This window comes from Frateuria hangzhouensis (assembly GCF_026410505.1).
Taxonomy (GTDB): domain Bacteria; phylum Pseudomonadota; class Gammaproteobacteria; order Xanthomonadales; family Rhodanobacteraceae; genus Frateuria_A; species Frateuria_A hangzhouensis.
This window is the reverse complement of sequence record NZ_JAPMIU010000004.1, coordinates 1-25,076: the sequence shown is the minus strand read 5'-3', so window position 1 is coordinate 25,076 and position 25,076 is coordinate 1. Positions and strand designations below refer to the sequence as shown.

Sequence of the window (25,076 nt, the reverse complement as noted above, 5' to 3'; positions counted from 1 at the left end):
GCACGGTCGCCTGAGCATGCCGCTGCGCGCGCGCGCAGCGCTGCTGGCCGGATGGCTGCTGGCGCTCGCGCTGCTGGGGTGGTGGGTGGTCAGGCACCTGGAGGTCAGCTCCGACCTGCGCAGCTTCATGCCGGCGCCGACCACGCCCGACCAGCGCCTGCTGATGGAGCAGGTCGGCGAGGGCCCCGGTTCGCGCCTGCTGCTGCTGGCGATCACCGGCAAGGACGAGCCCACCCTCGCGCGCCTGAGCCAGGCGCTGGCCACCAGGCTCGCGGCCGATCCGCGCTACGCGCAGGTGCTCAACGGCAGCTTCGACCTCACCACGCTCGACCCGAAGCTGCTGCCCTATCGCTACCTGCTCTCGCCCACGCTGGATACGCACATGCTCGACGCGCCGTTCCTGCGCGACCAGCTGGAGCAGCGCCTGGACGAGCTCTCATCGCCGGCGGCCAGCCTGTTCAAGGGCCTGCTGCCGCGCGATCCCACGCTGGAGGTGCTGAAGCTCGCGCAGCGCTGGGCGCCGGCGCGCTCGCCGGAGATCCGCGACGGCGTGTGGTTCTCGCCCAGGGGCGAGGCGCTGCTGCTGGTGCAGACGCGCGCACCCGGCTTCGATCCGGACGCGCAGCAGGCGGCCATCGCCGGCATCGAGCAGGCGCTGCACGCGCTGCCGGAGGGGCGCGACGCGACGCTGGTCGTTTCCGGCCCGGGCTACTTCAGCGTGGTCGCCAGCACGCAGACGCGCACCCAGGCCGACTGGATCGGACGCGTCTCGACCATCGGCTTTATCGTGCTGTTGCTGCTCGCCTACCGCAGCGTGGTTTCGCTGCTGCTGGCCGCGCTGCCGGTGGCCAGCGGCGCGCTGGCCGGCATCGCCGCGCTGACGCTGATCTACCCGCAGGTGCACGGCATCACCCTGGCGTTCGGTTTCACTTTGCTCGGCGTGGCGCAGGAATACCCGATCCGCGTGCTCAGCCATCGCCGCGCCGGCGAGGACGCGGTGGCCAGCGTGCGCGACCTGTGGCCGCTGCTGCTCACCGCGATCGCCTCGGCGTGCATCGCTTACCTGGCTTTCTACGCCTCGGGCGTGAACGGCCTCAAGCAGTTGGCGGTATTCACCATCGTGGGCCTGCTCGCCGCCGGCTTCAGCACGCGCTACCTGCTGCCGTACCTGCTGCCGGCGCGCGTGCGCGATGTCGCCGCGCTGCCGTGGCTCACGCGCCTGCGTCGCGCGGTCGACACGCTGCCGCGGCCGCGCTGGATTCCCTGGGCCGTGGCGGTCGTCATCGTGGCGATGCTGGCGCTGGCGCGCGGACCGTTCTGGCAGAACGACCTGGCCGCGCTCACCCCGCTGCCGACCGAGCTGCTGCAGCGCGACGCGCGGCTGCGCGCCGCGTTGGGCGCCCCGGATGTGCGCTACCTGCTGATCCTGCAGGCGGCCACGCCCGAGGCGGTGCTGGCATTGTCGGAAACGCTGGAGCCGGCGGTGGGCGGGCTGGTCGCCGACCACGCGGTCGATGCCATCGAACTGCCCTCGCGCTACCTGCCCAGCGCGGCGACCCAGCGCGCGCGCCAGCAGAAGCTGCCCGCCCGTCCGAGGCTGGAGCACGCGCTCGCCGAAGCCACCGACGGCCTGCCATTCCGCGGCGACCTGTTCGCACCGTTCGTGGCCGACGTGGCCACCGCGCGCAGCCTGCCGCCACTCACGCCGCAGGCCTTCGCGGCCAGCCCGCTGGGCCAGCGCCTGGCCGGCATGCTGGTCGAGCGCGACGGCCACTGGCTCGGCCTGGGCACGGTCAGTGGCGTGCATGACGCCGCGGCGCTCGCGGCGCTGGCCCGGGGCAGTGGCGGCGCCGTGCGCCTGCTGGATCTGAAGGGCGCCGCCGAATCGCTGGTGGTCGCCTACCGCACGCGCATCCTGCAGGCGCTGCTGGCCGCCACGATCCTGCTGGTGCTGACCATCAGCCTGGCCCTGCGCAGCCTGCGCCGCGCCTGGCACGTGCTGGCGCCGATGACCCTGGCGACCTTCCTGGTGCTGGCGGTCGAACGCGTGGCCGGCGTGGAGATCTCGCTGTTCCACCTGGTCGCGCTGATCCTGGCCGGCGGGTTGGGGTTGCACTACGCGTTGTTCTTCGAGCGCGACACGGGCGATGCGGCCGAGCAGCGGCGCACACTGCACGCCACGCTGGTCTGCGTGCTCTCGGCGCTGCTGGTGTTCGGCATGCTGGCCTGGGCGACCATCCCGGTGCTGCGCGCGATCGGCCTGACCGTGAGCCTCGGCGTAGCCTTCCATTTCTGCCTTTCCATCCTGATGGCGCCGCACGCGCAAGCCGACCATGCTGCCGAAGAGTGACTGGTCCCACCTGATCCCGCACGCCGGCGGCATGTGCCTGCTCGACGCGGTGCTGGACTGGGACGCCGATAGTCTCCACGCGATGAGCGAAGACCACGCCCACGGCGACAACCCGCTGCGCGGACCGCGCGGCCTGCATGCGGTGCACCTGGCCGAATACGGCGCGCAGGCGATGGCCGTGCACGGCGCGCTGCTGGCGCGTGTGCGGGGCGTGGAGGCGGCCCGGCCGGGCATGCTGGTCAGCCTGCGCGAGGTGCGCCTGGCGGTCGAGTACGTTCCCGAAGATGGACGTCTGGACGTCCATGCACAATGCCTCTATGCGGATGACGCCGGCGCGCAGTACACCTTTCGCATCGAACAGGCCGGACGCGAGCTGGCCAGCGGCCGCGCCGCGGTCATCCATCCCCGGGAGCCTACGCCATGAGTACCCACACGACCCCGCGCCGCGCCCTGGTCACCGGCGGCAGCGGCGACCTCGGCGGCGCGATCTGCCGTGCACTGGCCGCCGCCGGTTACCAGCTGATCGTGCACGCCAACCGCACGCTGGAGCGTGCCGAGGCGCTTGCCGGGGCCATTCGCGACGACGGCGGGCAGGCGCAGGCGGTCGCCTTCGACGTGACCGACGGCGCCGCTACGCAGGCCGCGCTGGAAGGCCTGCTGGCCGACGGCCCGATCCACGCCGTGGTCAGCAACGCCGGCGTGCACGACGATGCGCCGATGGCCGGCATGAACGCCGGCCAGTGGCAGCGCGTGATCGACACCTCGCTCAACGGCTTCTTCCACGTGGTGCAGCCGCTGCTGCTGCCGATGGCGCGCGCGCGCTTCGGCCGCGTGGTGGCGGTGGGCTCGGTGGCCGGCCAGATCGGCAACCGGGGCCAGGCCAACTACGCCGCGGCCAAGGCCGGCCTGCACGGCGCGGTCAAGTCGCTGGCGCGCGAGATGGCCTCGCGCGGCATTACCGCGAATGTCGTGGCGCCCGGCGTGATCGCCGGACGCATGATCGGCGAGACGTTCCCGCCCGAGCGCATCCGCGAGATGGTCCCGGCCCAGCGCGCCGGCAAGCCGGAGGAAGTCGCCGCGCTGGTCGCCTTCCTTTGCTCGGACGCCGCCGGCTACATCAACGGCCAGGTCATCGGCATCAACGGCGGCATGGCCTGAAAAAACCGGGCTCCTACAGGGGAGCGCCGCGAGGGGCGGGCTCCCGGGTGACGCGCGATCCGTCGATTCAGTTCGCCGTCGCCGAGACGGCCCTCGCCTTGCCGTTGCGGACCGCTTCCTCCAGCACCTGCTGCATCTGCTTTTCGGCTTGCTCCCTGGCCTGCTGCTGGCGTTGCGCGAGTGCCTGTTGCTTCGCCTCGAACGCAGCCTGCTGTTTCTCGAGCTCCTGCCGTTGTGCGGCAGTCGCTTTCTCCAGCGCCGCGTGCTTCTGTTCAAGTCGGTCCTGTTGCTGTTCCAGCGCACGCTGCCTGGCCTCGCGCGCCTGTGCCGCGACTTCGGTTTCGGCGGCCGGCGTCGCAAACGCCGCCTCTCGCGCCAGGGCAGCCTGTTGGCGCGCCACCACGGCCTGTGCGCGGGCGATCGCGGCGTCGCGCTGAGCCAGCCCCGCCTGTTTGCCGGCCAGCTTGCCCTGTTCGCCGGCAAGCCTGCCCTGTTGCCTCGCCATCCCGGACACGGGCGCGTAGGCCTTCTGCGCCTCGGCGATGGTGGCCAGGTCGCGGCTTATGTAGGCCTTGCCATCGTGGCGGAACCACAGCAGCGGCCCCCCGGTTTCCTTGCGCAGGCGCTCGATGCCGGCGAGCTCGTTACGCGGCGCGGTTACCACGATCGATTCGTCGTCGAGCAGCGCAAAGACGCTCTCGCCGGGGGCGCTGCTGTCGATGTAGACCTGGCTGGCGGAAAGGCCGTCGAATTCCAGCGGGGGCGGTGGCGGCGGCGGTGGTGCGTGCGGCGGCGGCGCGGGCGGCGCCGGAGGTGCGAACGCGGGCGGGGCCGGCGGCGCAGCCGGGGGTGCCGGTGGCGCGGGAGGCGCCGGCGCCGGCTGGACGTGGCCGGCCTGCGTGCTGGCCACGGGCGTGTCCGCGCTGGTGGCGGTCACGCGGTAAGGCACCACGCCGGCGATCGCGATCGCGACGAGCAGCAGCCAGCCGCGGCTGCGGCGGGAAGTAGCCTCGATGTGCTGCAACATGGTCAGTCGCCTCTTGAGGTTGTGGAACGTGGGGGAAGCTCCGGCCAGGCCGGAGGGGAGCGGTGCGGCCACGCCCATCCGCAGCAGCAGGCGGCCATAGGCCTGCGGTGCGCCGCCGGTCGAGACCAGCGCCTGGGCATCGCAGGCGGCCTCGCGGCTGAGCGCGTACTCGCGCATCGCCCAGGCCACCAGCGGATGGAAGAAAAACAGCCGCTGCGCCAGCGCCGGGATCCAGCCCAGCCACAGATCGCCGCGGCGCAGGTGTGCCAGTTCGTGCGCGATGGCCATCGCGGTTTCCTCGTCGGACAGGCGCGCATCGGTCGGGAACAACACCAGCGGACGCCAGGCACCCAGCACCTGCGGCGAGCGGATGGCCGGGGAAAAGGCGAGCCGCGGCGCACGCCGCAGGCCCAGCCGTTGCGCCTGCACACGGCAGACGGCCTGCCAGTCCGCCGGCGCCGGCCGCGCGGCGCCGCGTGCCCGCGCCGCGTGCCACGCCTGGCGCGCCAGCAACGCCAGCTGCAGCGCCACGCCAGCCAGCCACAGCGCCAGCAGCAGGCGCGGCCACGGCAGCGGCGAGGGGTTGGCCGGCGCCTGGATGGCCCGTGGCGAGGGCACCGGCACAGCCTGCGTGGACATCGGCAACACCACCACCGGCGCCGCCCGGGTCGTCGACACCGTGGCCTGGGCAGGCGCCGGCAGCCAGCGCAGCTGCAGAGGCGTATGCCAGGCCAGGCCCAGCACCAACTGCGCGCCGACCAGCCACCACAGCGCGCAACGGATCGCCGCCGGCAGGCGCGGCAGCAGGCGGCAGGCCAGCGCCACCGCGCCGATCAGCAGGCAGGCCTGGGCCGAAGTCCACAGCAGGCGGGCCGACAGCGCATCCAGCAGCAAGGTGAACGTAGCCATGGTCAGGGCTCCCTGCGGCGTGACTGCAACTGGGCCACCAGCGCCTCCAGCTCGGCCAGCTCGGCATCGCTGACCTCGGCGCGCTCGGACAGGTACGCCACGAATGGCGACACCGAGCCGCTCAGGGTCTTCTCCACGAAGCTGCCGACCGCGTGGCGCATGGCTTCGCCCGGCGCCGTGGCGGGGCTGTAGCGATACACGCCGCCCGCCTGCCGGCGCTTGAGATAACCCTTGCCACGCAGGCGCTCCATCATGGTCAGCACGGTCGAACGCGCCAGCCCCCGCACCTCGCCATAACCGGCCGCGACCTCGCCCACCGAGGCAGGCGCGTGCTCGGCCAGATAGTGCAGCAGGGCGAGTTCCTGATCGCCGATGGTGGGACGGGACATGGCGCACTCCTGACTACAGATGTAGTCAAGCTAGCGCTGACTACACGTGTAGTCAATAGGCCGACCGGCACGGAAGGCCCGCCGCAGGCGAGCCACGTCGCGGAAGGACCGCACAAGAACGACAACGTTTTTGCCCGCATCCCCGCGAGCCCCGGCCCCTCACCCCAGCCCTCTCCCCGGAGGGGAGAGGGAGCAAGCACGCGGCTCCCGAGCGACCGCGGCAAAGCGGCGGTAGCTCCTCTATGAGCAGGCGCCCACCAGGCAAGGCAAGAAGGCACCTAGCTCTTCTCTCTCACCGCGCTCCACAGACCCTTTCTTTTGGTTACTTTTCTTTGGGTCCGCAAAGAAAAGTGACTCGAGCGCCGACAGGCGATCGAAAGCCCGCCGCAGGCGAGCCAGGTCGCGAAAAGTCCGGCAAGTGCGATAAACGGCACAGCGTTCTTGCCGACATTCCCGCGAGCCCCGGCCCCTCACCCCAGCCCTCTCCGCGGAGGGGAGAGGGAGCAAAGTGAGGCGCTCGACGACTTCTGGCAAGCCTTCACCCCAACTCTCTTTCCGGGGAGCTGAAAGGCCGAGCGGCTACGGCGATGGGACGCGAGTGGCCTCGGTGAAAATCACCTGCCAGCGGCCATCCTGCTCGCGCCAGATGTCCGCAAAGCGAAGCCGTACCTTGAACGGCTTGCCCTCGCTGGTGCCCTCCAGCGTTGCCACGCCGCCGAGCACCGCGCCACCCGGCCAGTGGCGCACCACCTCCTCCTCCACCGTGAACGGCTTCAGCGAATAACCCGCCGCCGTGTAGTCGCGAATGAAATCGGCCTTGTCCTCGACCCGGGCGCGGCTGTTGAACAACACGTAGTCGTCGGCGAGCAGCCGCTGCAGCGCAGCGCCATCGCCATCGACCTGCGCGCGATCGAAGGCAGCGACCGCCGTGGCCAGTGCCGGCGGCAACATCGCGTGGGGCGAGGTGGCGTGCACGTCGTGGGCGTGGAAGGCGACGGCGAGGGCGAACACGGCGGTGGCAATCTTCATGGCGTTCTCCAGCGGGATGATGACCGGGAAAAAGCTAACGATCGCGACACGGCACCGCTATCAAATGCCTGCTCACTTGCGGCCCGTCCAGGCGCAGCCGCGCCCGTGCCATCGCAGGAGTCATGCCGATGTGCCGGCGGAACGCCGCGCCGAAATGGCTGTGGTGGGCAAAGCCCAGGTCGCAGGCCAGGGCGGCGAGGTCGTCCGCACCCTCGGCGAGCCGGTCCAGCGCGCGCGCCAGTCGCAGCCGCATGCGGTAGTCGCTCAGGCACAGGCCGAAGGTGCGGCGGAACACGCGCGCCAGGTGGAAGGGCGAGCAGTCCACGCGCGTGGCCAGCGTTGCCAGGCCGGCATTGCCGGCGGGGTCGGTAAGCAGCGCCTCCTGCGCCCGCCGCGCCAGCCTGCGGGCGGCGGGCGACAGTGTGGCCTGGGGCAGTCCCTCGCGATGCAGGATGTCGTGGCACAGCACCGCGGCGAATTCCTCGGCCGCCAGTGGCTCCGTCTGCCCGCGCACGAGCGCGGTGTGCAGCATGCGATGCCGGTACTGTTCCTGCGTCCGCAGCGCCCGCGCCGCATCGCCGTGGCGCAGCCGGCGGCCGAAGCATTCCTCCTCATGTTCCGGGGCCACCTCGAAGCAGGTGCATGCATCGCCGCCGCCGAACGGATGCGAGACGCGGTAGCTGTCGCCGGCGCGGTAGAGCAGCGCGGTAGCGGGGTCGCCCACGTGCACCGCTCCGCGCAGGTGGTAGCCGAAGCCGCCGCGGCGCAGCAGCGCCAGGTGGGTGCGCTCGTCGCCGCGCTCGCAGCCGCAGCCGCCGCGCGGGTGGCGGCAGTCGATGCCGGTGATCCGCAGCAGCGGGCTGTCGAACAGCACGGTGGCGTCGGCCAGGCTCATCGGTTCCTCGCGGCGGGCGATCCGACGAGCGTCTCAGAACGCCATGTCGAACGCCACCTCGCCGTGCACGCCGACCTGGTACGCCGAGACGCGTCGCTCGAAGAAGTTGGTCACTTCCTGCACGTCCTGCAGGTCCATGAAATCGAACGGATTGGTCGCGCCGTATTTCTTCGGCAGGTCGAGCTGGGCGAGCCGCTGGTCGGCGCAATACTCCAGGTACTGGCGCATGTCCTCGACCGACAGGCCGGCCACGCCGCCGGCGAGCACGTCCCGGGCAAACTGCGTCTCGCAATCGATCGCCTCTTCCAGCATCGCCTCGACCTGCGCGCGCAGCGCGTCGTCGAACAGCTCCGGCTCCTCCGCGCGCACCGTGCGCACGACCTCGAAGGCGAACGCCATGTGCCCGCTCTCGTCGCGGAACACCCAGTTGGTGCCCGAGGCCAGCCCATGCAGCAGGCCGCGCGAGCGCAGGTAGTAGACGTAAGCGAACGCGGCGTAGAAGAACAGGCCCTCGATGCAGGCGGCAAAGCAGATCAGGTTGAGCAGGAACTGCCGGCGCTGCTCGCGGGTGTCGAGCCGGCGCAGTTGCTGGACAGAGTCGATCCACTTGAAACAGAACGCACCCTTGGCGCGGATCGAAGGGATGGTCTCGATCGCGTCGAACGCCTTGTGCCGCTCGCCCGGATCGGGAATGTAGGTATCCAGCAGGGTCAGGTAGAACTGCACGTGCAGCGCTTCCTCGTAGAGCTGGCGCGACAGGTACATGCGCGCTTCGGGGGCGTTGACGTGCTGGTAGAGGTTGAGTACCAGGTTGTTGGCCACGATGGTGTCGCCGGTGGCGAAGAAGGCGACCAGGCGCTGGATCAGGTGGCGCTCGGCGGGGCTCATCTTGCCGTTGAGGTCGTTGAGGTCGGGGGCGAAATCGACCTCGTCCACGGTCCAGGTGTTGCGGATGGCGGCGCGGTACATCTCGTAGAACGCGGGGTAGCGCATCGGCCGCAGGGTGAGGGCGTAGCCGGGGTCGAGCAGTTGGCTGGTCATGGGGGTGGCCTTGGATATGCGAGCTCCTTCTCCCACCGGGAGAAGGTGCCCCGAAGGGGCGGATGAGGGTGCGGTACTTGCGGGGACATTGGGGTGCGTGCGGGCCCTTCGACTTCGGCGCTGCGCGCCTACGCTCAGGGAGAACGGGTTTGTGGCAAGGGTCGCACCCTCACCCCCAGCCCCTCTCCCGGCGGGAGAGGGGAGCGGCCCGCGCCAGCTTTGCGGTTACTCCCACTTGTGGGCGTAGTTGGTTCCCACGCGCTGGCTGATATAGGTGGCGAGTCCTCGGCCTTCCTTCGCTCGCGCCTTCATCTCGCGTACTTGCCGGGCACCAGGATGCATGCCGTCGTACTCGTAGATGGTTGGCTTGCCCACGAATCGAATGAGTATCCGACCGGGTGCGAACTCGTACTCGGCTATGCCCGAGTCGCCTTCGAGATTCCCATAGCGTTGCATGTGCGCCTCGCTTCACTGGCAGGCCTCGCAATACTCCGGATTCTCCAGTGAACAGAACACCGCTGCGCTCGCTTGCTGCTGATCCGGCAAGGCCGCCACGGTGGTCTTGGCGATCTTCGTCGCCGGCCGCGAGCGCAGGTAGTAGGTGGTCTTGAGCCCGGCCTTCCACGCGTACATGTACATCGAGCTGAGCTGCCCGATGTTCGGGTTCTCCATGAACAGGTTGAGTGACTGGCTCTGGTCGATGTAGGCGCCGCGCGCGGCGGCCAGGTCGATCAACGCCTTCTGCGGCAGCTCCCACACGGTGCGGTAGACCTGCCGCAGGCGCTCGGGAATGGCCTTGATGCCCTGGATCGATCCCTCGGCCAGCTTGATCGCGTCGCGTACTTCGGCCGTCCACAGGCCGAGCGTCTTGAGCTCATCCACCAGGTAGCGGTTGACCACCAGGAAATCGCCCGAGAGCGTTTCGCGCTTGAACAGGTTCGATACCTGCGGCTCGATGCATTCGTAGCAGCCGGCGATCGAGGCGATGGTGGCGGTGGGCGCGATCGCGATCAGCAGCGAGTTGCGCAGGCCGCCGGACTTGATGCGCTCGCGCAGCGCGTTCCAACGCTCCCCGTCGTGCGGCGCGGCCTGTGGCCAATAGTCGAACTGCAGCTCGCCGCGCGCGGCACGGGTCTGCGCGAAACCCGGATGCGCGCCGTACTGTTCGGCCAGCGCGCAGGACTGCTCCAGCGCATGGAAATAGATCTCCTCGGCAATCCGCGTGGACAGCGCCAGCGCCTCGGGCGCATCGAACGGCAGCCGCAGCTGGAACAGCACGTCCTGCAGCCCCATCACGCCCAGTCCCACCGGCCGCCATTTCCGGTTGGCCTCGCGCGCGGTGGCGATCGGATAGAAGTTGAGGTCGATCACGCGGTCGAGCTGGCGCACTGCGATGCGTACGGTGGCGGCCAGCTTCTCGAAGTCGAAGCCGCCGTCGGCCACGTGCCGCGCCAGGTTGATCGAGCCCAGATTGCACACGGCCGTCTCGGCGTCGGAGGTGACCTCCAGGATCTCGGTGCACAGGTTGGACAGGTGGATGACGTTGCCCGGCTCGGCGGTCTGGTTGCCGGTGGCGTTGCAGCGGTCCTTGAAGGTCATCCAGCCGTTGCCGGTCTGCGCCAGCGTGCGCAGCATGCGCGCGTAGAGCTCGCGCGCCTTCACCGTCTTCGCCGCCAGGCCCGCCGCTTCGGCGTCGCGGTAAGCGCGCTCGAAGGCCGCGCCCCACAGATCGACTAGATGTGGCACGGCTTTGGGATCGAACAACGACCACTCGCCGTCGCCCTCGACCCGGCGCATGAACTCGTCGGGGATCCAGTTGGCGAGGTTGAGGTTGTGCGTGCGTCGCGCCTCGTCGCCGGTGTTGTCGCGCAGCTCCAGGAACTCCTCCACGTCGGCATGCCAGGGCTCGACGTAGACGCACGCCGCGCCCTTGCGCTTGCCGCCCTGGTTCACCGCCGCGACCGAGGCGTCGAGCGTCTTCAGCCACGGCACCAAGCCGTTGGAATGGCCGTTGGTGCCGCGGATCAGCGAGCCGCGCGAGCGCACGCGGGTGAATGACAGGCCGATGCCGCCGGCGAACTTGGACAGTTTGGCCACGTCGGCGTACTTGTCGTAGATCGCCTCCAGCGAGTCGGCCGGGGAATCGAGCAGGAAGCACGAGGACAACTGCTCGTGCGCGGTGCCGGCGTTGAACAGCGTCGGCGAGCTGGCGATGTACTCCAGCGCCGAGAGCAGGCGGTACAGCTCCAGCGTCTCGCCGACGTCGCTGCCGCCCAGCGCACAGGCGATGCGCATGAAGAAATACTGCGGCGTCTCCACCACCGTGCGCTGCTGCGGATGGCGCAGCAGGTAACGGTCGTACACCGTGCGCAGGCCGAAGTATTCGAAGCGGCGGGTGGCCAGCGGATCGATCGCGTCGTTCAACTTGCGTGCGTGCGCGGCGACGAAATCACGCAGCCGCGCGTTGAGCAGGCCCAGTCCGGCACCGCGCGCGATCGACTGCGAAAAGCTCTGGATCTCCTGCCCGCGCACCTCCTTGTCGATGAAGCCGCCGAGCAGCCGCGCCGCGAGCTGGCCGTATTCGGGCTCTTCCGCGGTGAGCGCGGCGGCGGTGCGGATCGAGAGCTGGTCCAGCTCGGCGGTGGTGGCGCCGTCGTAGAGGCCGCCGATGGTCTTCAGCGCCACGCGCAGCGGGTCCACCGCGTGCAGGCCGTCGGCCGTACGCGTCACCGCGCGCACGATCTTGTTGACGTCCACGCTTTCGGTGGCGCCGTTGCGCTTGGTCACGCGCATCTGCGCGGGGTTGTGCGGCGGGGTCAGGATGAAACTGTCGTCGTCGGGCGCGGTGGCGGTGCCTTCGCGGGAAGGGGTGTCGAGGGTGTCCATGCGGATCTCCGGAAGGGAAGCCGTCGCGCCGGATGCGGAGGAGTGGCGCACCGACGCGACGGTTCCGAAAACTTCAAACGCCTGCTCCCGCGCGCAGGGCCTGAGGGTCCGCTTGCCACGGAATGACGCGCATCACGCAGGCACAGGACACCCGCATGCAACGCGCCTCCCCGCGGAAGCGGTCACCCGCGCCGGGCCGCGTCAGGGTCGGACGGGCGCGTCTCAGGGGACGCGACCGTCGGCCCGTGGGGCCCGGCGTGCCGGCAGGTCTTCGGACTTCGCGGACGTGGGATCGAATCTTCGATCCCTGCCTACTTGCCCCCGCTTCCCAGGCGCTGCGGCCCAGTGCATGTGAGGACGTTCGTTTCCGCTTACCGCTGCGGGGCAGTTCCGGATTCGCACCGGATTCCCTTTTAAGCCCGACCGACAGTCGCGTCTGGACGGGCACCGACGGGGCACAACATATCGGCACGGATGGCAACGGTCAACCCAATATCTCGTGTTTGATGGCAACCAAGGGTCCGCGCTCCCTGCAGGAGGCCACTGGTGGGCGATGCTCTTATTCCGATGCACCCAAGAGCATCGCCCGCCAGTGGGCTTCTGCAGTTTTCGCGGGGGAACGCGGCTGGGCTCGTCGACCCCGACGCTCCGCTCACCTGTCCGCCACGACGGGCTGCCTATCGTCGCGGGCCATACCCAGCCACAACGGGAGCGGCACGATGGCCACTTCGAAAAAGACCCCTGCGCGCGCCACCGGCAGCAAGGGAGCCGTCGCCAAGGGGCGGCGCGTCCAGCAGCAGACCGACGCGAAGGACCAGCAGAAGACCAAGGCATCGAAGTCGGCGGGCAAGAAGGACACCGCGAAGAAGCAGCCCGCACCCACCAGCCCGCGCCCAAAACCGCGCCCGCCGCTGCCCGAGCAGCACCTGCGCAAGCCGGGCCAGGAATCCCGGCTCGATCCGCGCCCGCAGTTCGAGGCGCCCGACTACCGCGGCAGCGGCAAGCTCGAAGGCATGGCCACGATCATCACCGGCGCCGATTCGGGCATCGGCCGCGCCGTGGCGGTGCTGTTCGCGCGCGAAGGCGCGGACGTGGCGGTGGTCTACCTGTCCGAGGACCAGGACGCGCGCGAGACCAAGCGCCACGTGGAGAAGGAAGGGCAGCGCTGCCTGCTGATCCGCGGCGACGTGCGCGACCCGGAGTTCTGCGAAAAGGCGGTGCGCCAGACGGTGGGCGCGTTCGGCCGGCTCGACGTGCTGGTCAACAACGCCGCCTACCAGGAACACGCCGACGCGCTGGAGGACATCACCGAGGAACACTTCGACCTGACCATGCGCACCAACATATACGGCTACTTCCATATGGCCAGGGCCGCGCTGCCGTATCTGCACAAGGGCAGCGCGATCATCAACACCGGCTCGGAAACCGGCCTGTTCGGCAACGCGCACCTGCTCGACTACTCGGCCACCAAGGGCGCGATCCACGCCTTCACCATGTCGCTGGCGAGCAACCTGGTGTCGCGCGGCATCCGGGTCAACGCGGTGGCGCCCGGGCCGGTGTGGACGCCGCTCAACCCGGCCGACAAGCAGGCCAAGGGCGTGGCCAACTTCGGCAAGTCCAACCCGCTGGGCCGGCCGGCCCAGCCCGAAGAGCTGTCGCCCGCCTACGTATTCCTGGCCGCGCCGAGCTGCTCGAGCTACATCAACGGCGCGATCCTGCCGGTCATGGGCGGCTCGACCGGCTGAGCGCGTGGACATCTCCAGTCCGTGGTGGGTGTACGCGCTGCGCGTTGCCGGCGTCTACCTGGGGCTGCTGGTGCTGCTGCGGCTGCTCGGCAAGCGTTCGTTCGGCGAGATGACCACGTTCGACATCGTCGTGCTGATGCTGGTCGGCGGCACCCTGCGCACGGCGATCATCGGCGACGACAAGACGCCGCTGGCGGCGATCATCGGCGTGCTGGCGATCTTCCTGCTGGACAAGGGCATCGCCTGGGCCTGCGCGCGCTGGCCGCGTTTGGACCGGCTGGTCGAGGGCCACGCAAGCCTGTTGGTGCGCGACGGCCGGGTGATCGACGGCGCGTTGCGCAAGCACGACATGTCCGAGGAAGCGTTTCGCCGCGTGCTGCGCGAGAAGGGCCTGCGCGAGGTGGGCGACGTGGCCGAGGTGCGGCTGGAGGCCAACGGCAAGATCAGTGTGTTGAGAGCGTCCAAGCCCGACTGAGCGGGCAGGGTTTCTGTAGGAGCGCACCCTGTGCGCGACCGCCACGCATCCCGGTCACGCACAGGGTGCGCTCCCACAGGAAAGCCTCAATCCAGTCTTTCGCAATGCGCCTCGTAGGCTGGATACAAGCGCCCTTCCTCGCGACCGATGCGCTGCCGCAGCACCGCCTGCAACTGCGCCAGGCTGCGCGAGAACGCTTGCGGGTCGACGCTGCCGTCGTGGTAGGTGTCGAAGAAGGCCACCAGCGCGGGCGTCAGTTGCTCCATCTCGACAGCGTACTGACGTGCCAGGCCGACGGTGGCCGGATTGGCATGCAGGGCCGGATAGAGCCGGTGGTCCTCCAGGCTCAAATGCGAAAGCATCGCCTGCCGTGCCTTCTGCAGGCGATCGCGACCCTCCGGGCCGGCCACGCCCAGGCGTTGCAGGTCATCAAGCAGGACGTGCAGCTGCGCATGCTGGTCGCGCAGGATATCGGTCAACCTCATCCACCGCTCCCGCCGTGGTATCCGTCCGCCGCGCGGTCGAGCCAGGCCGGCACCGCGGCGGCCGGCAGCGGACGCGAGACGTGGAAGCCTTGCACTTCGTCGCAGGCCATCCGGTGCACGATGTCGTAGATGCGGCGGTTCTCCACGCCCTCGACCACCACGCGGAAGCCCAGATCGTGCGCCAGCGCCGCGGTCGATCGCACGATTGCCGCATCGTGCGGGCTGGCATCCATCGCGCGCACGAACGACTGGTCGATCTTCAGGCAGGTCGCCGGCATCTGCCTGAGCGAGGCCAGGTTGCTGTAGCCGGTGCCGAAGTCGTCGATGGCGATGCCCGCGCCCAGCTCGCGCACCGCCGCCAGGTGGCGGCTGGTGGCGTCGTTGTGCGCCAGCAGCGTGCTCTCGGTGAATTCCAGCTCCAGCGCGCGCGGATCCACCCCATGGCGGCTGGACACCGCCTGCAGGCGGGTGACCAGGTCCGCGTCGAAATCGGCGTTGGAGATGTTGATCGACAGGCCGATGTCGTAGCCCTCGCGGCGCCAGGCGGCCAGTTGCGCCACGCCGCGGTCGAGCACCCAGCCGGTGAGCGCGCGCATCAGGCCGGCGCGCTCGGCCAGCGGCACGAATTGGCCCGGCGCCACCTCGCCCAGGGTCGGATGGCGCCAGCGCGCGAGCGCTTCCATCGCCACGCAATGGCCGTCGCTGAGCCGCACGCGCGGCTGGTACTGCAGGTACAGCTCGGTGCGCTCGGTCAGCGCGGCGGCCAGTTCGGTGACCAGGAAAAACTCCTGCCGGTGGCGCTCGTCCTGGCTGCGCTCGTACAGCGCCCAGCCGCGCGGGTGGCGCTGCGCCGCGTGCGAGGCGCTCATCACCTGCCGCAGCGGATCGGTGCCGTCGAGCCGACGCACGTCCAGGTCGAGCAGGCCCACGCCCGGCTGCAGCGTGAGCGGGATGTCCAGGCAGTCGAACGGCGCGCGCAGGCGGCTCACCAGGTCGTCCAGCTGGCAGTCGTCCAGCGGCCGGTCGGCCTCCGGCAGCACCGCGGCGAAACGGGTGGCGCCGACCTGGTAGAGATGGGTGTCCAGCGGCATCCATGTCTGCACGCGCGCGGCCACCGCACGCATCAGCTCGTCGGCGTAGGGAAAGCCCATCGCGCGCACGAACGCGTTGAAGCGCTCCACCGGCGCCACCTCGATGGCGATCAGCCTGGCCTGCTGCGCACCGTTCTTGTGGCGCGCGCGCAGGTCCTCGAAGAACGCGCTGCGATGTGGCAGCTGGGTGACCGGATCGGTGCGGCCCAGGTAGCCGCCCAGCACCACGCCGGCGCCGGCCAGCCGCGCGGCATTGCGCAAGGCCTCGCGCCCGGCCTCGTCCAGGCCCGCGCGCGGCGCATGGTCCATCACGCACAGCGCACCGACATGGCGCCCGTTGAGCGTGAACACCGGTTCGCAGGCGAAGAAGCGCAACGCGGCCGGCAACGGCCCGGTCAGAGGCGGGGTGTCGCGGTAGCGCGCGTCGGCGGCGATGTCCGGCAGCACCTGGCCGGCACCGCGGCGCGCCGCTTCCAGGTACAGCGGATGCAGTGCGTGCGGGCGGCGGCTGTCGGGGTCGCGGCTGTACCAATAGGCGCCGCCGCTGTCGAGCACCAGCGAAACCATCGCCACGTCGAGCGAGGCGGCCGCCAGGTGCGCGACCGCATCGAAACCCGGCACGGCGTACTCGTCCGCCGCAGAGGCCGGGCACACACTGGTGACCGAAACGCTGTCCTCGTCCAGGGACGCCGCCTCCAGCTCGTGCTCCACGGTCGTGTGCATGGCGTTCTCCCCTCCGGCCGACCTGGTGGGAACCGCAGTAACCCTTCGGCAGAGTACTTCGGCCGCGTCGGCGGCCGCAATGCGAAAAAGCGAAAGCCGCGCCATGCACGGGGCCCACTGTAGGAGCGCCCTTGGGCGCGACCGCGAGACCTCCCGCTGGCCCCGACGGCACTCGTGCGAAAAGGCGGGCGATGGCGCCAGGCGCTTGGTGCGGCGGCTCCGGCGCGGGCAGCCCGTTGCGATCGTGAAGGGGCTCGGTCGCGCCCAAGGGCGCTCCTACAGGAAGCCGGCTAGTCGGGCCGGTGCGGCAGCGCCAGGTATTGCTCGCTCTGCATCTCGATCAGCCGCGACTCGGTGCGGCTGAATTCGGCGCGGTGGCGCTCGCCGTCGTACAGCTCGGTGATCGGCGCGGCGGCCGACAACACCAGCTTGACGTGGCGGTCGTAGAACTCGTCCACCAACAGCACGAAGCGCTTGGCCGCGTCCTCGCTGAACACGGAAAACTGCGGCACGTTGGAGACGATCACGGTCGGCACCATGCGCGCCAGCGCGATGTAGTCGGCCACCGCGCGCGGGCCCTCGCACAGTGCCTCGAAGTCGAACCACAGCACGCCCGGCGCCTGCCGGCGCACCGTAATGGGGCGGCCGTTTATCTCCAGCGTGCCGTCTTCGCGCGCCTCGTCATCGGCCTGGCTGGCGAAGATGCGCGCCAGCGCGCGTTCGGCCTCGGCGCCCGGCGGGGTCAGGTAGACCGACGCCTGGGCCAGTGCGCGCAGGCGCCAGTCGTGCGGCGACACCATCTCCACCACCTGGCAGTGCTTCTCGATCAGCGCGATGGCGGGCAGGAAGCGGGCGCGCTGCAGGCCGTCCTTGTAGAGATGCTTCGGCGGCGTGTTGGAGGTGGTGACCAGCGACACGCCGCGCGCGAACAGCGCCTCGAGCAGGTTGGCCAGGATCATCGCATCGCCGATGTCCTGCACCAGGAACTCGTCCAGGCACAGCACGCGGCAGCGCGCGGCCAGGCCTTCGGCCACGTCCTCCAGCGGATCGGCGCGCTCGCCCAGTTCGCGCAGGTGCGCGTGCACCTCGCCCATGAAGCGGTGGAAATGCCGGCGCAGCGCCACGCCGTGCGGCAGGCTGGCGGCGAACAGGTCCATCAGGAAGGTCTTGCCGCGGCCGACGCTGCCCCACAGGTACAGGCCCGGTACTGGCGCACGCTCGTCGTCGCCGAACAGCGATTTGAGCCGGCCGAACAGGCCGCCGTCTTCCGGTGCCGCGCACAGCGCCGCGTGCAGGCGATCGAACGTCGGCAGCACCGCCAGCTGCGCCGGGTCCGATTCCCAGCGGTGGGCGGCGACGCCTTCGTGGTAACGGGCGGAAGGGGTGAGGTCGGTCATCGGGACGGGTCAGGCATGGCGGCTACTCCCCTTGCTTGCAGGGGGAGGTTGGGAGGGGTTGTGCGGGCGTGAGGGAAAGCACCCTCCCCAACCCTGCCCGGCATGGCAGGGAAGGGGCAACGGCGACTCACCCGTTCCGTCGCGGCGGCAGCCACGATTGCACGGCATGCTTGACCGCCCCGCGCAGATCCATCAGCCGGCGGTGGAAGAAGTGGCTGGTCTCGGGCATGCGCACCACTTCGGGTGTTACCGGCAGGCTTTCGATCCAGTCGAACACCGCCTGCGGCTCGACCACCTCGTCGGCCTCGCCCTGCACGATCAGCCAGGGGCATTGCGGCGGATCGGTTTCGGTGAGCGCGAAGCGCCCGGCGGGCGGCGCGATGCTGACCAGCGCGGCGGCCTGCAGCCGCACCGCGTTGCGGATGGTCACGTAGCTGCCGAAGGAGAACCCGGCCAGCCACAGTGCGTCGTCGGGACGTACGCGGCGCACCCACTCGACCACCGCGGCGAGGTCGTCACCCTCGCCGTTGCCCTCGTCGTACTCGCCCTCGGAGGCGCCGGTGCCGCGGAAATTGAAGCGCAGCGTATCCAGCCCCGATTCGCGCAGGCTGCGCTCGACCATCGTCACCACCTTGTTGTGCATGGTGCCGCCCTGCACGGGGTTCGGATGGCAGATCACCGCCACGCCGCGGCGCGCCTCCGCGGGCGCGGCGACGTTGGCGATGGCCTCCAGCTTGCCGGCGGGGCCGTCGAGCGCGAAGCTCGCCTCTTCGCGCGGAAACGAAGCGGGATTGTCGGGAGCGGTGGTGGGCGTCATGCGCACAATGATAACCGTCGCGGCCGTGCATCGGCCGTCGTGCCTGCCGCGGGCGCGCACGTGAACCATCTGGCGCACGCGCTGCTGGCCGGGGCGGACGAAGGATGGCGCCTGGGCGGCGTGCTCGGCGACTTCGTGCGCGGGGCGCCGGACCCCGCCTTGCCGGCGAGCGTGCGCCAGGGCATCGCGCTGCACCGGGCGATCGACGGCTACACCGACCGCCACCCGGAGGTACTCGCGGCGCGTGCGCTGTTCGAGCCGCCGTACCGGCGCTACGCTGGCATCGCGCTGGACATGTGGTTCGACCATTGCCTGGCGCGCGATTTCGGCCGCTGGTCGCCGCTGCCGCTGGCGGCCTTTTCGACCGGCCTGCGGGAACTGCTGCACCAGCAGGACGCCTTGCTGCCGGACACCGCCAGGCGCTTCGCCCGGTACATGCAGGCCAACGACCTGCCCGCCGCCTACGCCGACCCGGCCGTGCTGGAACGCGCGCTGGCCGGCATCGGCCAACGGCTCAAGCGGGACAACCCGCTGGGCGGCATGTTGCCGGCGCTGCAGGCGCTGGACGAACCGCTGCAGCAGCGGTTCGAGGCGTTCTTTCCGCAGTTGCAGCGCTTCGCCAGCACGTGGAGACCGTAGGATCGGCTTCTGCCCACCATCCCCGTTGCGGGAACCTTCCATGGTGGGCCGAAGCCCACCCTACGGATTGCTCCAGATAACCCCGAAATCAGCTGGCCCTTCCCTGCACCAGACATCGACCCGGTATTTCGAGGCCTCCTGCAACAAGCAGATCCGGGAAGCGTTGCGCAAAAAAAACGCCGCCCGGAGGCGGCGTTCCCGATTCAGCGTCGGCGCGTCTACTTGGCCTGGTCGACGATCCACTTGACCGTATTGGCCACCTGCTCGTCGGTGAGCGAAGGCATGCCACCCTTGGGCGGCATGAAGTTGCCGTCCGGGCCGTGGTAGCCCTCGATCGCGTGCTTGACCAGGGTGTCGATGCCCTGGGCGATGCGTGGCGCCCAGGCCGCTTTGTCGCCCAGCTTCGGCGCACCGGCCACGCCGGCGGTGTGGCAGCTGTGGCACAGGCCCTCGTAGACGGTCTTGCCGTCGGTGCTGCCACCGAAGGCGACCTGCGAGGCGGCGGCCTTCGCGGCCGCTTCCTGCGCGGCCAGCATGGCGGAGCGGCCGGTGTCGCCGGCGTACACGGCGCCGGCCGGGGCCAGGCGCTCGGCGATGCGCTGCGCGGCATGCGGATTGGTTTCCTTCGCCGAGCTGGTGTAGATGCTGTACGCCATGACCAGCAACACCAGTGCCAGCACGTGAAGACCGGCGATCAGCCAGCCGAACTGGCGGATGAAGCTCTGGTCCGATTTGGTCAGGGAACCGCTCACGCAAGTAACTCCAAATGATCTGTGGACGTGCCGGTAAACTCCGTCGAGCGGCCGGCGCGGGACAAACAAGACGCCGATTATAGATCAAAGCGCGCGCCAAGTTTGCAGGCCGCATGCGCGGCGGGCCGCCGCAGTGCGGCGCGCAGGCCCTACGATGCGCACCTGCGGTGTCCATGCCACCGGTAACGTGTCATCGGTCATGGGGCACCCCTGTCAACTGGCATTGTCCAAGGCCGTTGCTGTAACCCTATGCTTTTCACAGGTTCAACCAGGCTGCGCGCAGCGCGCGGCCGGCACGGATCGACTTCATTCCCCGGGAGCTTTTTCAATGTCGCGTTTTTGGAAGATCGCGCTGGTCGTGGTGGCGGTAGTGGTGCTGCTCGTGGTCGGGCTGAGCCTGGTGCGCAAGCCGGACGGCAAGGCAGGCCAGGCCCAGGCGCAGGGCAAGGAAGACAAGCAGCCGCCGGTGCCGGTCACCGTGGTGCCGGTGGCGCGTCAGGACGTGCCGGTGTACCTGACCGCCTTGGGTACGGTGCAGGCGCTCAACACCGTGGCGATCAGCCCGCAGGTGAGCGGCCGCCTGATGAGCCTGGAGTTCACCGAAGGCCAGCCGGTGAAGAAGGGCCAGGTGCTGGCGCAGATCGACCCGCGCACCTTCCAGGCCGCCTATGATCAGGCCGTGGCGCGGCTGCACCAGGACCAGGCGCAGCTGGCCACCGCCAAGGCCAACTATTCGCGCAGCCAGGAACTGGGCCCGAAGGGCTACATCGCCAAGCAGGACCTGGACGCGCTGCGCAACACGGTGCGCCAGCTGGAGGCGACCCTCGCCTCCGACCAGGCGCAGATCCGCGACGCGCAGGTGCAGCTGGGCTACACCAAGGTGGTCTCGCCGATCGACGGCCTGGCCGGCATCCGCGGCGTCGACCCGGGCAACGTGGTGACCACCACCAGCACCATCGTCACGCTGACCCAGCTGCACCCGATCAACGTGATGTTCAACCTGCCCGAGCAGAACCTCGACATGGTGCGCCAAGCGGCGATGGGCGAGGGCGAGCTGACCGTGGCGGCACTCGATCGCGGCGACTCGCACGTGGTCGCCGGTGGCGGCGTGCTGAAGGTGATCGACAACCAGATCGATGCCAGCACCGGCACGTTCCGCCTGAAGTCCGAGTTCCCCAACACCAACAACGAGCTGTGGCCGGGCCAGTTCGTCAACGTGCGGCTGAAGGTGCGCACGGTCGGCGGCGGCCTGGTGATCCCGGCGCAGGCGGTGCAGCGCGGTCCGGACGGCGACTACGTCTACCTGCTGCAGAAGGACAACACGGTCAAGATGCAGCCGGTGCAGGTGGCCCAGGAAGTGGGCGACAGCGCGGTGATGATCGCCAGCGGCCTGACCGAAGGCCAGCGCGTGGTCACCGAGGGCCAGTTCCGGCTCAAGCCCGGCAGCAAGGTCAATCCGCTCAAGCCCGGCGAGGTGCCGCCGGCGCCGACCAAGGAAGAGCTGGAGAAGGCCAAGAAGGGCGGTGGTCGCCGCGGGCACTGATGACAGAAGGCAGTCCCGGGCTTTTCGAAAGCTCCGGGGCTTGCTGAAAAATAGCCGTTCGCCCCGAGCGCAGGCCGCAGGCCGAAGTCCAGGGGCAGTCCTCCGACTTCGCTGCGCTTGTGCTCGGGGCGAACGGTGGTTGGGTCGCGATCCACGGATGGCGTACGCCTTTACCTAACACACAGATCCGGATACCCCATGGGCTTCTCCACCCTCTTCATCCGCCGCCCGATCGCCACCTCGCTGCTGATGGTCGCGGTGCTGCTGCTGGGCGTGCTCGGCTACCGCCAGCTGCCGGTCTCGGCGCTGCCGGAAATCGACGCACCCAGCCTGGTGGTGACCACGCAGTACCCCGGCGCCAGCGCCACCACCATGGCGGCGCTGGTGACCACGCCGCTGGAGCGCCAGCTCGGGCAGATCTCGGGCCTGTCGATGATGAGCTCGGATTCGTCCGCCGGCCTGTCGACGATCATCCTGCAGTTCAACATGGACCGGGACATCGACATCGCCGCGCAGGACGTGCAGGCGGCGCTCAGTTCCGCCCGCGGCACGCTGCCGAACAATCTGCCGTACCCGCCGGTGTACAACCGGGTGAACCCGGCCGACGCGCCGATCCTCACCCTGATGCTCACCTCCGACAGCCGCCAGCTGCGCGAGGTCAATGACCTGGCCGATTCGATCATCGCCCAGAAGCTCTCGCAGGTGCAGGGCGTGGGCCTGGTCTCGATCGCCGGCAACGTGCGCCCGGCCGTGCGCGTGCAGGTCAACCCCTCGCAGCTGTCCAATCTCGGACTCACGCTGGAGGACGTGCGCGCCGCGCTGCAGGCGGCCAACGTCAACGCGCCCAAGGGCACCTTGAACGGCGCCACGCAGAGCTACTCGATCGGCACCAACGACCAGCTCAGCGACGCGGCCGCCTACGGCCAGACCATCATCAGCTACAAGGACGGCGCGCCGGTGCGGCTGAAGGACGTCGCCCGCGTCGTCGACGGCGTGGAGAACGATCAGCTCGCCGCCTGGGCCAACGGCAAGCCCGCGGTGTTGCTGGACATCCGCCGCCAGCCCGGCGCCAATATCGTGCAGACGGTCGAGCAGATCCGCGCCGTGCTGCCTTCGCTGCGCGCGGTGTTGCCGGCCGACGTGCACCTGGACGTATTCGCCGACCGCACCGTCACCATTCGCGCCTCGGTGCACGATGTGGAGTTCACGCTGATCCTCACCGTGTTCCTGGTGGTGGGCGTGATCTTCGTGTTCCTGCGCCGGCTGTGGGCCACCATCATTCCGTCGGTGGCGGTGCCGCTGTCGCTGATGGGCACCTTCGGCGTGATGGCCTTCACCGGCATGTCGCTGGACAACCTCTCGCTGATGGCACTGACCGTAGCCACCGGCTTCGTGGTCGACGATGCGATCGTGATGATCGAGAACATCGTGCGCTACATCGAGCAGGGCAAGAGCGGCAAGGAGGCCGCGGAAACCGGCGCGAAGGAAATCGGCTTCACCGTGCTGTCGCTGACCGTCTCGCTGATCGCGGTATTCCTGCCGCTGCTGCTGATGCCCGGCGTCACCGGCCGCCTGTTCCACGAGTTCGCCTGGGTGCTGACCATCGCCGTGGCAATCTCGATGCTGGTGTCGCTGACGTTGACGCCGATGATGTGCGCCTACCTGCTCAAGCCGGACCAGCTTCCGGAAGGCGACGACGCGCACGAGCGCCACGCCGCCGCCGGCAAGCGCGGCGTGTGGCTGCGCACGGTGGATTTCTACGGTCGCACGCTGGACTGGGTGCTCGACCACCGCCGCCTGACCATGCTGGTGGCCGGTGCGACCGTCGTGCTGACCGTGTTCCTGTACATCGTGATCCCCAAAGGCCTGCTGCCCGAGCAGGACACCGGCCTGGTCACCGGCGTGGTGCAGGCCGACCAGAACGTCGCCTTCCCGCAGATGGAGCAGCGCACCAAGGCGGTCGCCGACGCGCTGGGCAGGGATCCGGCCGTGTCCGGCGTGGCCGCGTTCATCGGCGCCGGCGCGATCAACCCGACGCTCAACCAGGGCCAGCTCTCGATCGTGCTGAAGGATCGCGGCGACCGCGCCGGCCTGGACGAGGTGCTGCCGCGCCTGCAGCAGGCGGTGGCCAACATCCCCGGCGTGGCGCTATACCTCAAGCCGGTGCAGGACGTGACGCTGGACAGCCGCGTGTCCTCCACCGAGTACCAGTACTCGCTGTCGGAGGTGAACTCGGCCGACCTGGCCAAGCGTACCGAGCAGATGACGCAGGCGCTGCGCCAGCGGCCCGAACTGGCCGACGTCGACAACAATCTGGCCAACCAGGGCAACGCGCTCAAGCTGACCATCGACCGCGAAAAGGCCAGCCGCCTGGGCGTGCCGGTGCAGACCATCGACGACACGCTGTACGACGCGTTCGGCCAGCGCCAGATCTCCACCATCTTCACCCAGTTGAACCAGTACCGCGTGGTGCTGGAAGTGGCACCGGAATTCCGCACCAGCCGCGACCTGCTCAACAAGCTCACCGTGCGCGGCAACGGCTCGGGCGCGCTGACCGGCTCCAACGCGACCAGCTTCGGCCAGCTGACGTCCGCCAATTCCGCCACGCCGGCGGGCATCGGCAACAACAACGTCGGTTTCCAGATCGGCGCGGGCGGCACCATCCCGATCGCCTCGCTGGCCACCGCCGAGGTCACCAACGCGCCGCTGGTGGTCAGCCACCAGCAGCAGCTGCCGGCGGTGACGCTGTCGTTCAACCTGGCGCCGGGCTACTCGCTGTCGCAGGCGGTCGAGGCGATCCACGAGGTCGAGGCGCAGCTGGCCTTCCCGCCGCAGGTGCGTGGCGGCTTCATCGGCAAGGCGGCGGAGTTCAGCGCCTCGCTGGGCGACGAGGTCTTGCTGCTGCTGGCGGCGATCGTGGTGATCTACATCGTGCTGGGCGTGCTCTACGAGAGCTACATCCATCCGTTGACGATCATTTCCACGTTGCCGCCGGCCGGCGTGGGTGCGCTGCTGGCGTTGATCCTGTGCGGCATGAGCCTGTCGGTGGACGGCATCGTGGGCATCGTGCTGCTGATCGGTATCGTCAAGAAGAACGCGATCATGATGATCGACTTCGCGATCGAGGCGCAGCGCGACGGCATGAACGCGCGCGATGCGATTCACCGCGCGTGCCTGCTGCGTTTCCGTCCGATCATGATGACTACGGCCGCGGCGATGCTCGGTGCGCTGCCGCTGGCGCTGGGCAATGGCATCGGTGCGGAGTTGCGCCGGCCGTTGGGCGTGTCGATCGTCGGCGGCCTGCTGCTTTCGCAGCTGGTGACGCTGTACACCACGCCGGTGATCTATCTGTACATGGAGCGCTTCTCCGACTGGCTCCGCCTGCGCCGCGAGCGGCGTGCGCTGGAACGTGCGCAGGCCGATGCCCGCGCGGCGTAGGAGTTGCCTGTCTCTCCCGCGAAAGGGAAGGGCTCGCCCGGAATTGTCGCGCGCCTCATATGGCTCCCTCTCCCCTCCGGGGAGAGAGCTGGGGTGAGGGGCCGGGGCTTGCGCGGATGTCGGCAAGAACGCTGTGCCGGTTGTCGCACTTGCTGGGTCTTTCCGCGACCTGGCTCGCCTGCGGCGGGCTTTCGATCGCCTGTCGGCGCTCGAGTCACTTTTCTTTGCGGACCCAAAGAAAAGTAACCAAAAGAAAGGGTCTGTGGAGCGCGGTGAGAGAGAAGAGC

20 protein-coding genes and 1 riboswitch are annotated in these 25,076 nt (G+C 69.5%); of the genes, 8 read left to right on the top strand and 12 right to left on the bottom strand.

Annotation, left to right across the window (positions count from 1 at the left end; translation table 11 throughout):
• Positions 1-16: 16 nt before the first annotated feature.
• From OSC30_RS05430 to fabG, 3 genes are read left to right on the top strand one after another with little or no spacing between them, the layout of a single operon-like run.
• On the top strand, positions 17-2,350 hold the full coding sequence (locus tag OSC30_RS05430) for an MMPL family transporter (RefSeq protein ID WP_267170828.1): 2,334 nt from the start codon (positions 17-19) through the stop codon (positions 2,348-2,350).
• Positions 2,334-2,774 carry a hotdog family protein gene (locus tag OSC30_RS05425; RefSeq protein WP_267170827.1) on the top strand — a complete coding sequence of 147 codons (441 nt, stop codon included), beginning with the start codon at positions 2,334-2,336 and terminating at the stop codon, positions 2,772-2,774. The genes OSC30_RS05430 and OSC30_RS05425 overlap by 17 nt, the downstream gene beginning before the upstream one ends.
• Complete coding sequence (gene fabG, locus OSC30_RS05420; protein ID WP_267170826.1) at positions 2,771-3,508, top strand: 3-oxoacyl-ACP reductase FabG; 738 nt, start codon at positions 2,771-2,773, stop codon at positions 3,506-3,508. Before OSC30_RS05425 ends, fabG begins: the two co-directional genes overlap by 4 nt.
• 67 nt (positions 3,509-3,575) lie before the next feature.
• On the opposite strand, the gene OSC30_RS05415 is transcribed toward fabG, so the two are convergent.
• The 7 genes from OSC30_RS05415 to OSC30_RS05385 form a co-directional block, all read right to left on the bottom strand.
• Positions 3,576-5,444, bottom strand: a complete 1,869-nt coding sequence (locus OSC30_RS05415) for a M56 family metallopeptidase (RefSeq protein ID WP_267170825.1) — start codon at positions 5,442-5,444, stop codon at positions 3,576-3,578.
• A gap of 2 nt (positions 5,445-5,446) precedes the next feature.
• Entirely contained in the window at positions 5,447-5,833 is a 387-nt protein-coding gene (locus OSC30_RS05410; protein WP_267170824.1) for a BlaI/MecI/CopY family transcriptional regulator, read from the bottom strand.
• Between the two features lie 579 nt (positions 5,834-6,412).
• Positions 6,413-6,862, bottom strand: coding sequence for a nuclear transport factor 2 family protein (locus OSC30_RS05405; RefSeq protein ID WP_267170823.1), 450 nt, complete (start codon positions 6,860-6,862; stop codon positions 6,413-6,415).
• 34 nt (positions 6,863-6,896) lie between these two features.
• Positions 6,897-7,757 carry a helix-turn-helix domain-containing protein gene (locus tag OSC30_RS05400; protein WP_267170822.1) on the bottom strand — a complete coding sequence of 287 codons (861 nt, stop codon included), beginning with the start codon at positions 7,755-7,757 and terminating at the stop codon, positions 6,897-6,899.
• A 33-nt stretch (positions 7,758-7,790) separates the two neighbouring features.
• Positions 7,791-8,798 carry a ribonucleotide-diphosphate reductase subunit beta gene (locus OSC30_RS05395; protein ID WP_267170821.1) on the bottom strand — a complete coding sequence of 336 codons (1,008 nt, stop codon included), beginning with the start codon at positions 8,796-8,798 and terminating at the stop codon, positions 7,791-7,793.
• A 225-nt stretch (positions 8,799-9,023) separates the two neighbouring features.
• A complete protein-coding gene (locus tag OSC30_RS05390) occupies positions 9,024-9,254 on the bottom strand; it encodes a hypothetical protein (protein WP_267170820.1) in 231 nt (76 codons plus the stop codon).
• 12 nt (positions 9,255-9,266) lie between these two features.
• A complete protein-coding gene (locus OSC30_RS05385) occupies positions 9,267-11,684 on the bottom strand; it encodes a ribonucleoside-diphosphate reductase subunit alpha (protein WP_267170819.1) in 2,418 nt (805 codons plus the stop codon).
• Between the two features lie 245 nt (positions 11,685-11,929).
• A riboswitch (cobalamin riboswitch) is annotated at positions 11,930-12,151 on the bottom strand.
• Between the two features lie 252 nt (positions 12,152-12,403).
• Here OSC30_RS05385 and OSC30_RS05380 point away from each other — a divergent pair.
• On the top strand, positions 12,404-13,429 hold the full coding sequence (locus OSC30_RS05380; RefSeq protein ID WP_267170818.1) for an SDR family oxidoreductase: 1,026 nt from the start codon (positions 12,404-12,406) through the stop codon (positions 13,427-13,429).
• A gap of 4 nt (positions 13,430-13,433) precedes the next feature.
• A complete protein-coding gene (locus OSC30_RS05375; protein WP_267170817.1) occupies positions 13,434-13,904 on the top strand; it encodes a DUF421 domain-containing protein in 471 nt (156 codons plus the stop codon).
• A gap of 86 nt (positions 13,905-13,990) precedes the next feature.
• On the opposite strand, the gene OSC30_RS05370 is transcribed toward OSC30_RS05375, so the two are convergent.
• The 4 genes from OSC30_RS05370 to OSC30_RS05355 form a co-directional block, all read right to left on the bottom strand.
• A complete protein-coding gene (locus tag OSC30_RS05370; protein WP_267170816.1) occupies positions 13,991-14,389 on the bottom strand; it encodes a hemerythrin domain-containing protein in 399 nt (132 codons plus the stop codon).
• A complete protein-coding gene (locus OSC30_RS05365) occupies positions 14,386-16,203 on the bottom strand; it encodes a putative bifunctional diguanylate cyclase/phosphodiesterase (protein ID WP_267170815.1) in 1,818 nt (605 codons plus the stop codon). The genes OSC30_RS05370 and OSC30_RS05365 overlap by 4 nt, the downstream gene beginning before the upstream one ends.
• Before the next feature lie 290 nt (positions 16,204-16,493).
• The gene (gene zapE, locus OSC30_RS05360) at positions 16,494-17,600 is read right to left on the bottom strand and encodes a cell division protein ZapE (RefSeq protein ID WP_267170814.1); all 1,107 of its coding nucleotides are present in this window, start codon (positions 17,598-17,600) and stop codon (positions 16,494-16,496) included.
• Between the two features lie 127 nt (positions 17,601-17,727).
• A complete protein-coding gene (locus OSC30_RS05355) occupies positions 17,728-18,417 on the bottom strand; it encodes an alpha/beta hydrolase (RefSeq protein WP_267170813.1) in 690 nt (229 codons plus the stop codon).
• Between the two features lie 60 nt (positions 18,418-18,477).
• Between OSC30_RS05355 and OSC30_RS05350 the strand changes: the two genes are divergently transcribed.
• On the top strand, positions 18,478-19,056 hold the full coding sequence (locus tag OSC30_RS05350) for an acyl carrier protein phosphodiesterase (protein WP_267170812.1): 579 nt from the start codon (positions 18,478-18,480) through the stop codon (positions 19,054-19,056).
• A gap of 218 nt (positions 19,057-19,274) precedes the next feature.
• On the opposite strand, the gene OSC30_RS05345 is transcribed toward OSC30_RS05350, so the two are convergent.
• Complete coding sequence (locus OSC30_RS05345; RefSeq protein WP_267171056.1) at positions 19,275-19,796, bottom strand: c-type cytochrome; 522 nt, start codon at positions 19,794-19,796, stop codon at positions 19,275-19,277.
• A 340-nt stretch (positions 19,797-20,136) separates the two neighbouring features.
• Between OSC30_RS05345 and OSC30_RS05340 the strand changes: the two genes are divergently transcribed.
• Both OSC30_RS05340 and OSC30_RS05335 read left to right on the top strand, forming a co-directional pair.
• A complete protein-coding gene (locus OSC30_RS05340) occupies positions 20,137-21,351 on the top strand; it encodes an efflux RND transporter periplasmic adaptor subunit (protein WP_267170811.1) in 1,215 nt (404 codons plus the stop codon).
• Between the two features lie 198 nt (positions 21,352-21,549).
• Positions 21,550-24,789, top strand: a complete 3,240-nt coding sequence (locus OSC30_RS05335) for an efflux RND transporter permease subunit (protein WP_267170810.1) — start codon at positions 21,550-21,552, stop codon at positions 24,787-24,789.
• Positions 24,790-25,076: the final 287 nt, after the last annotated feature.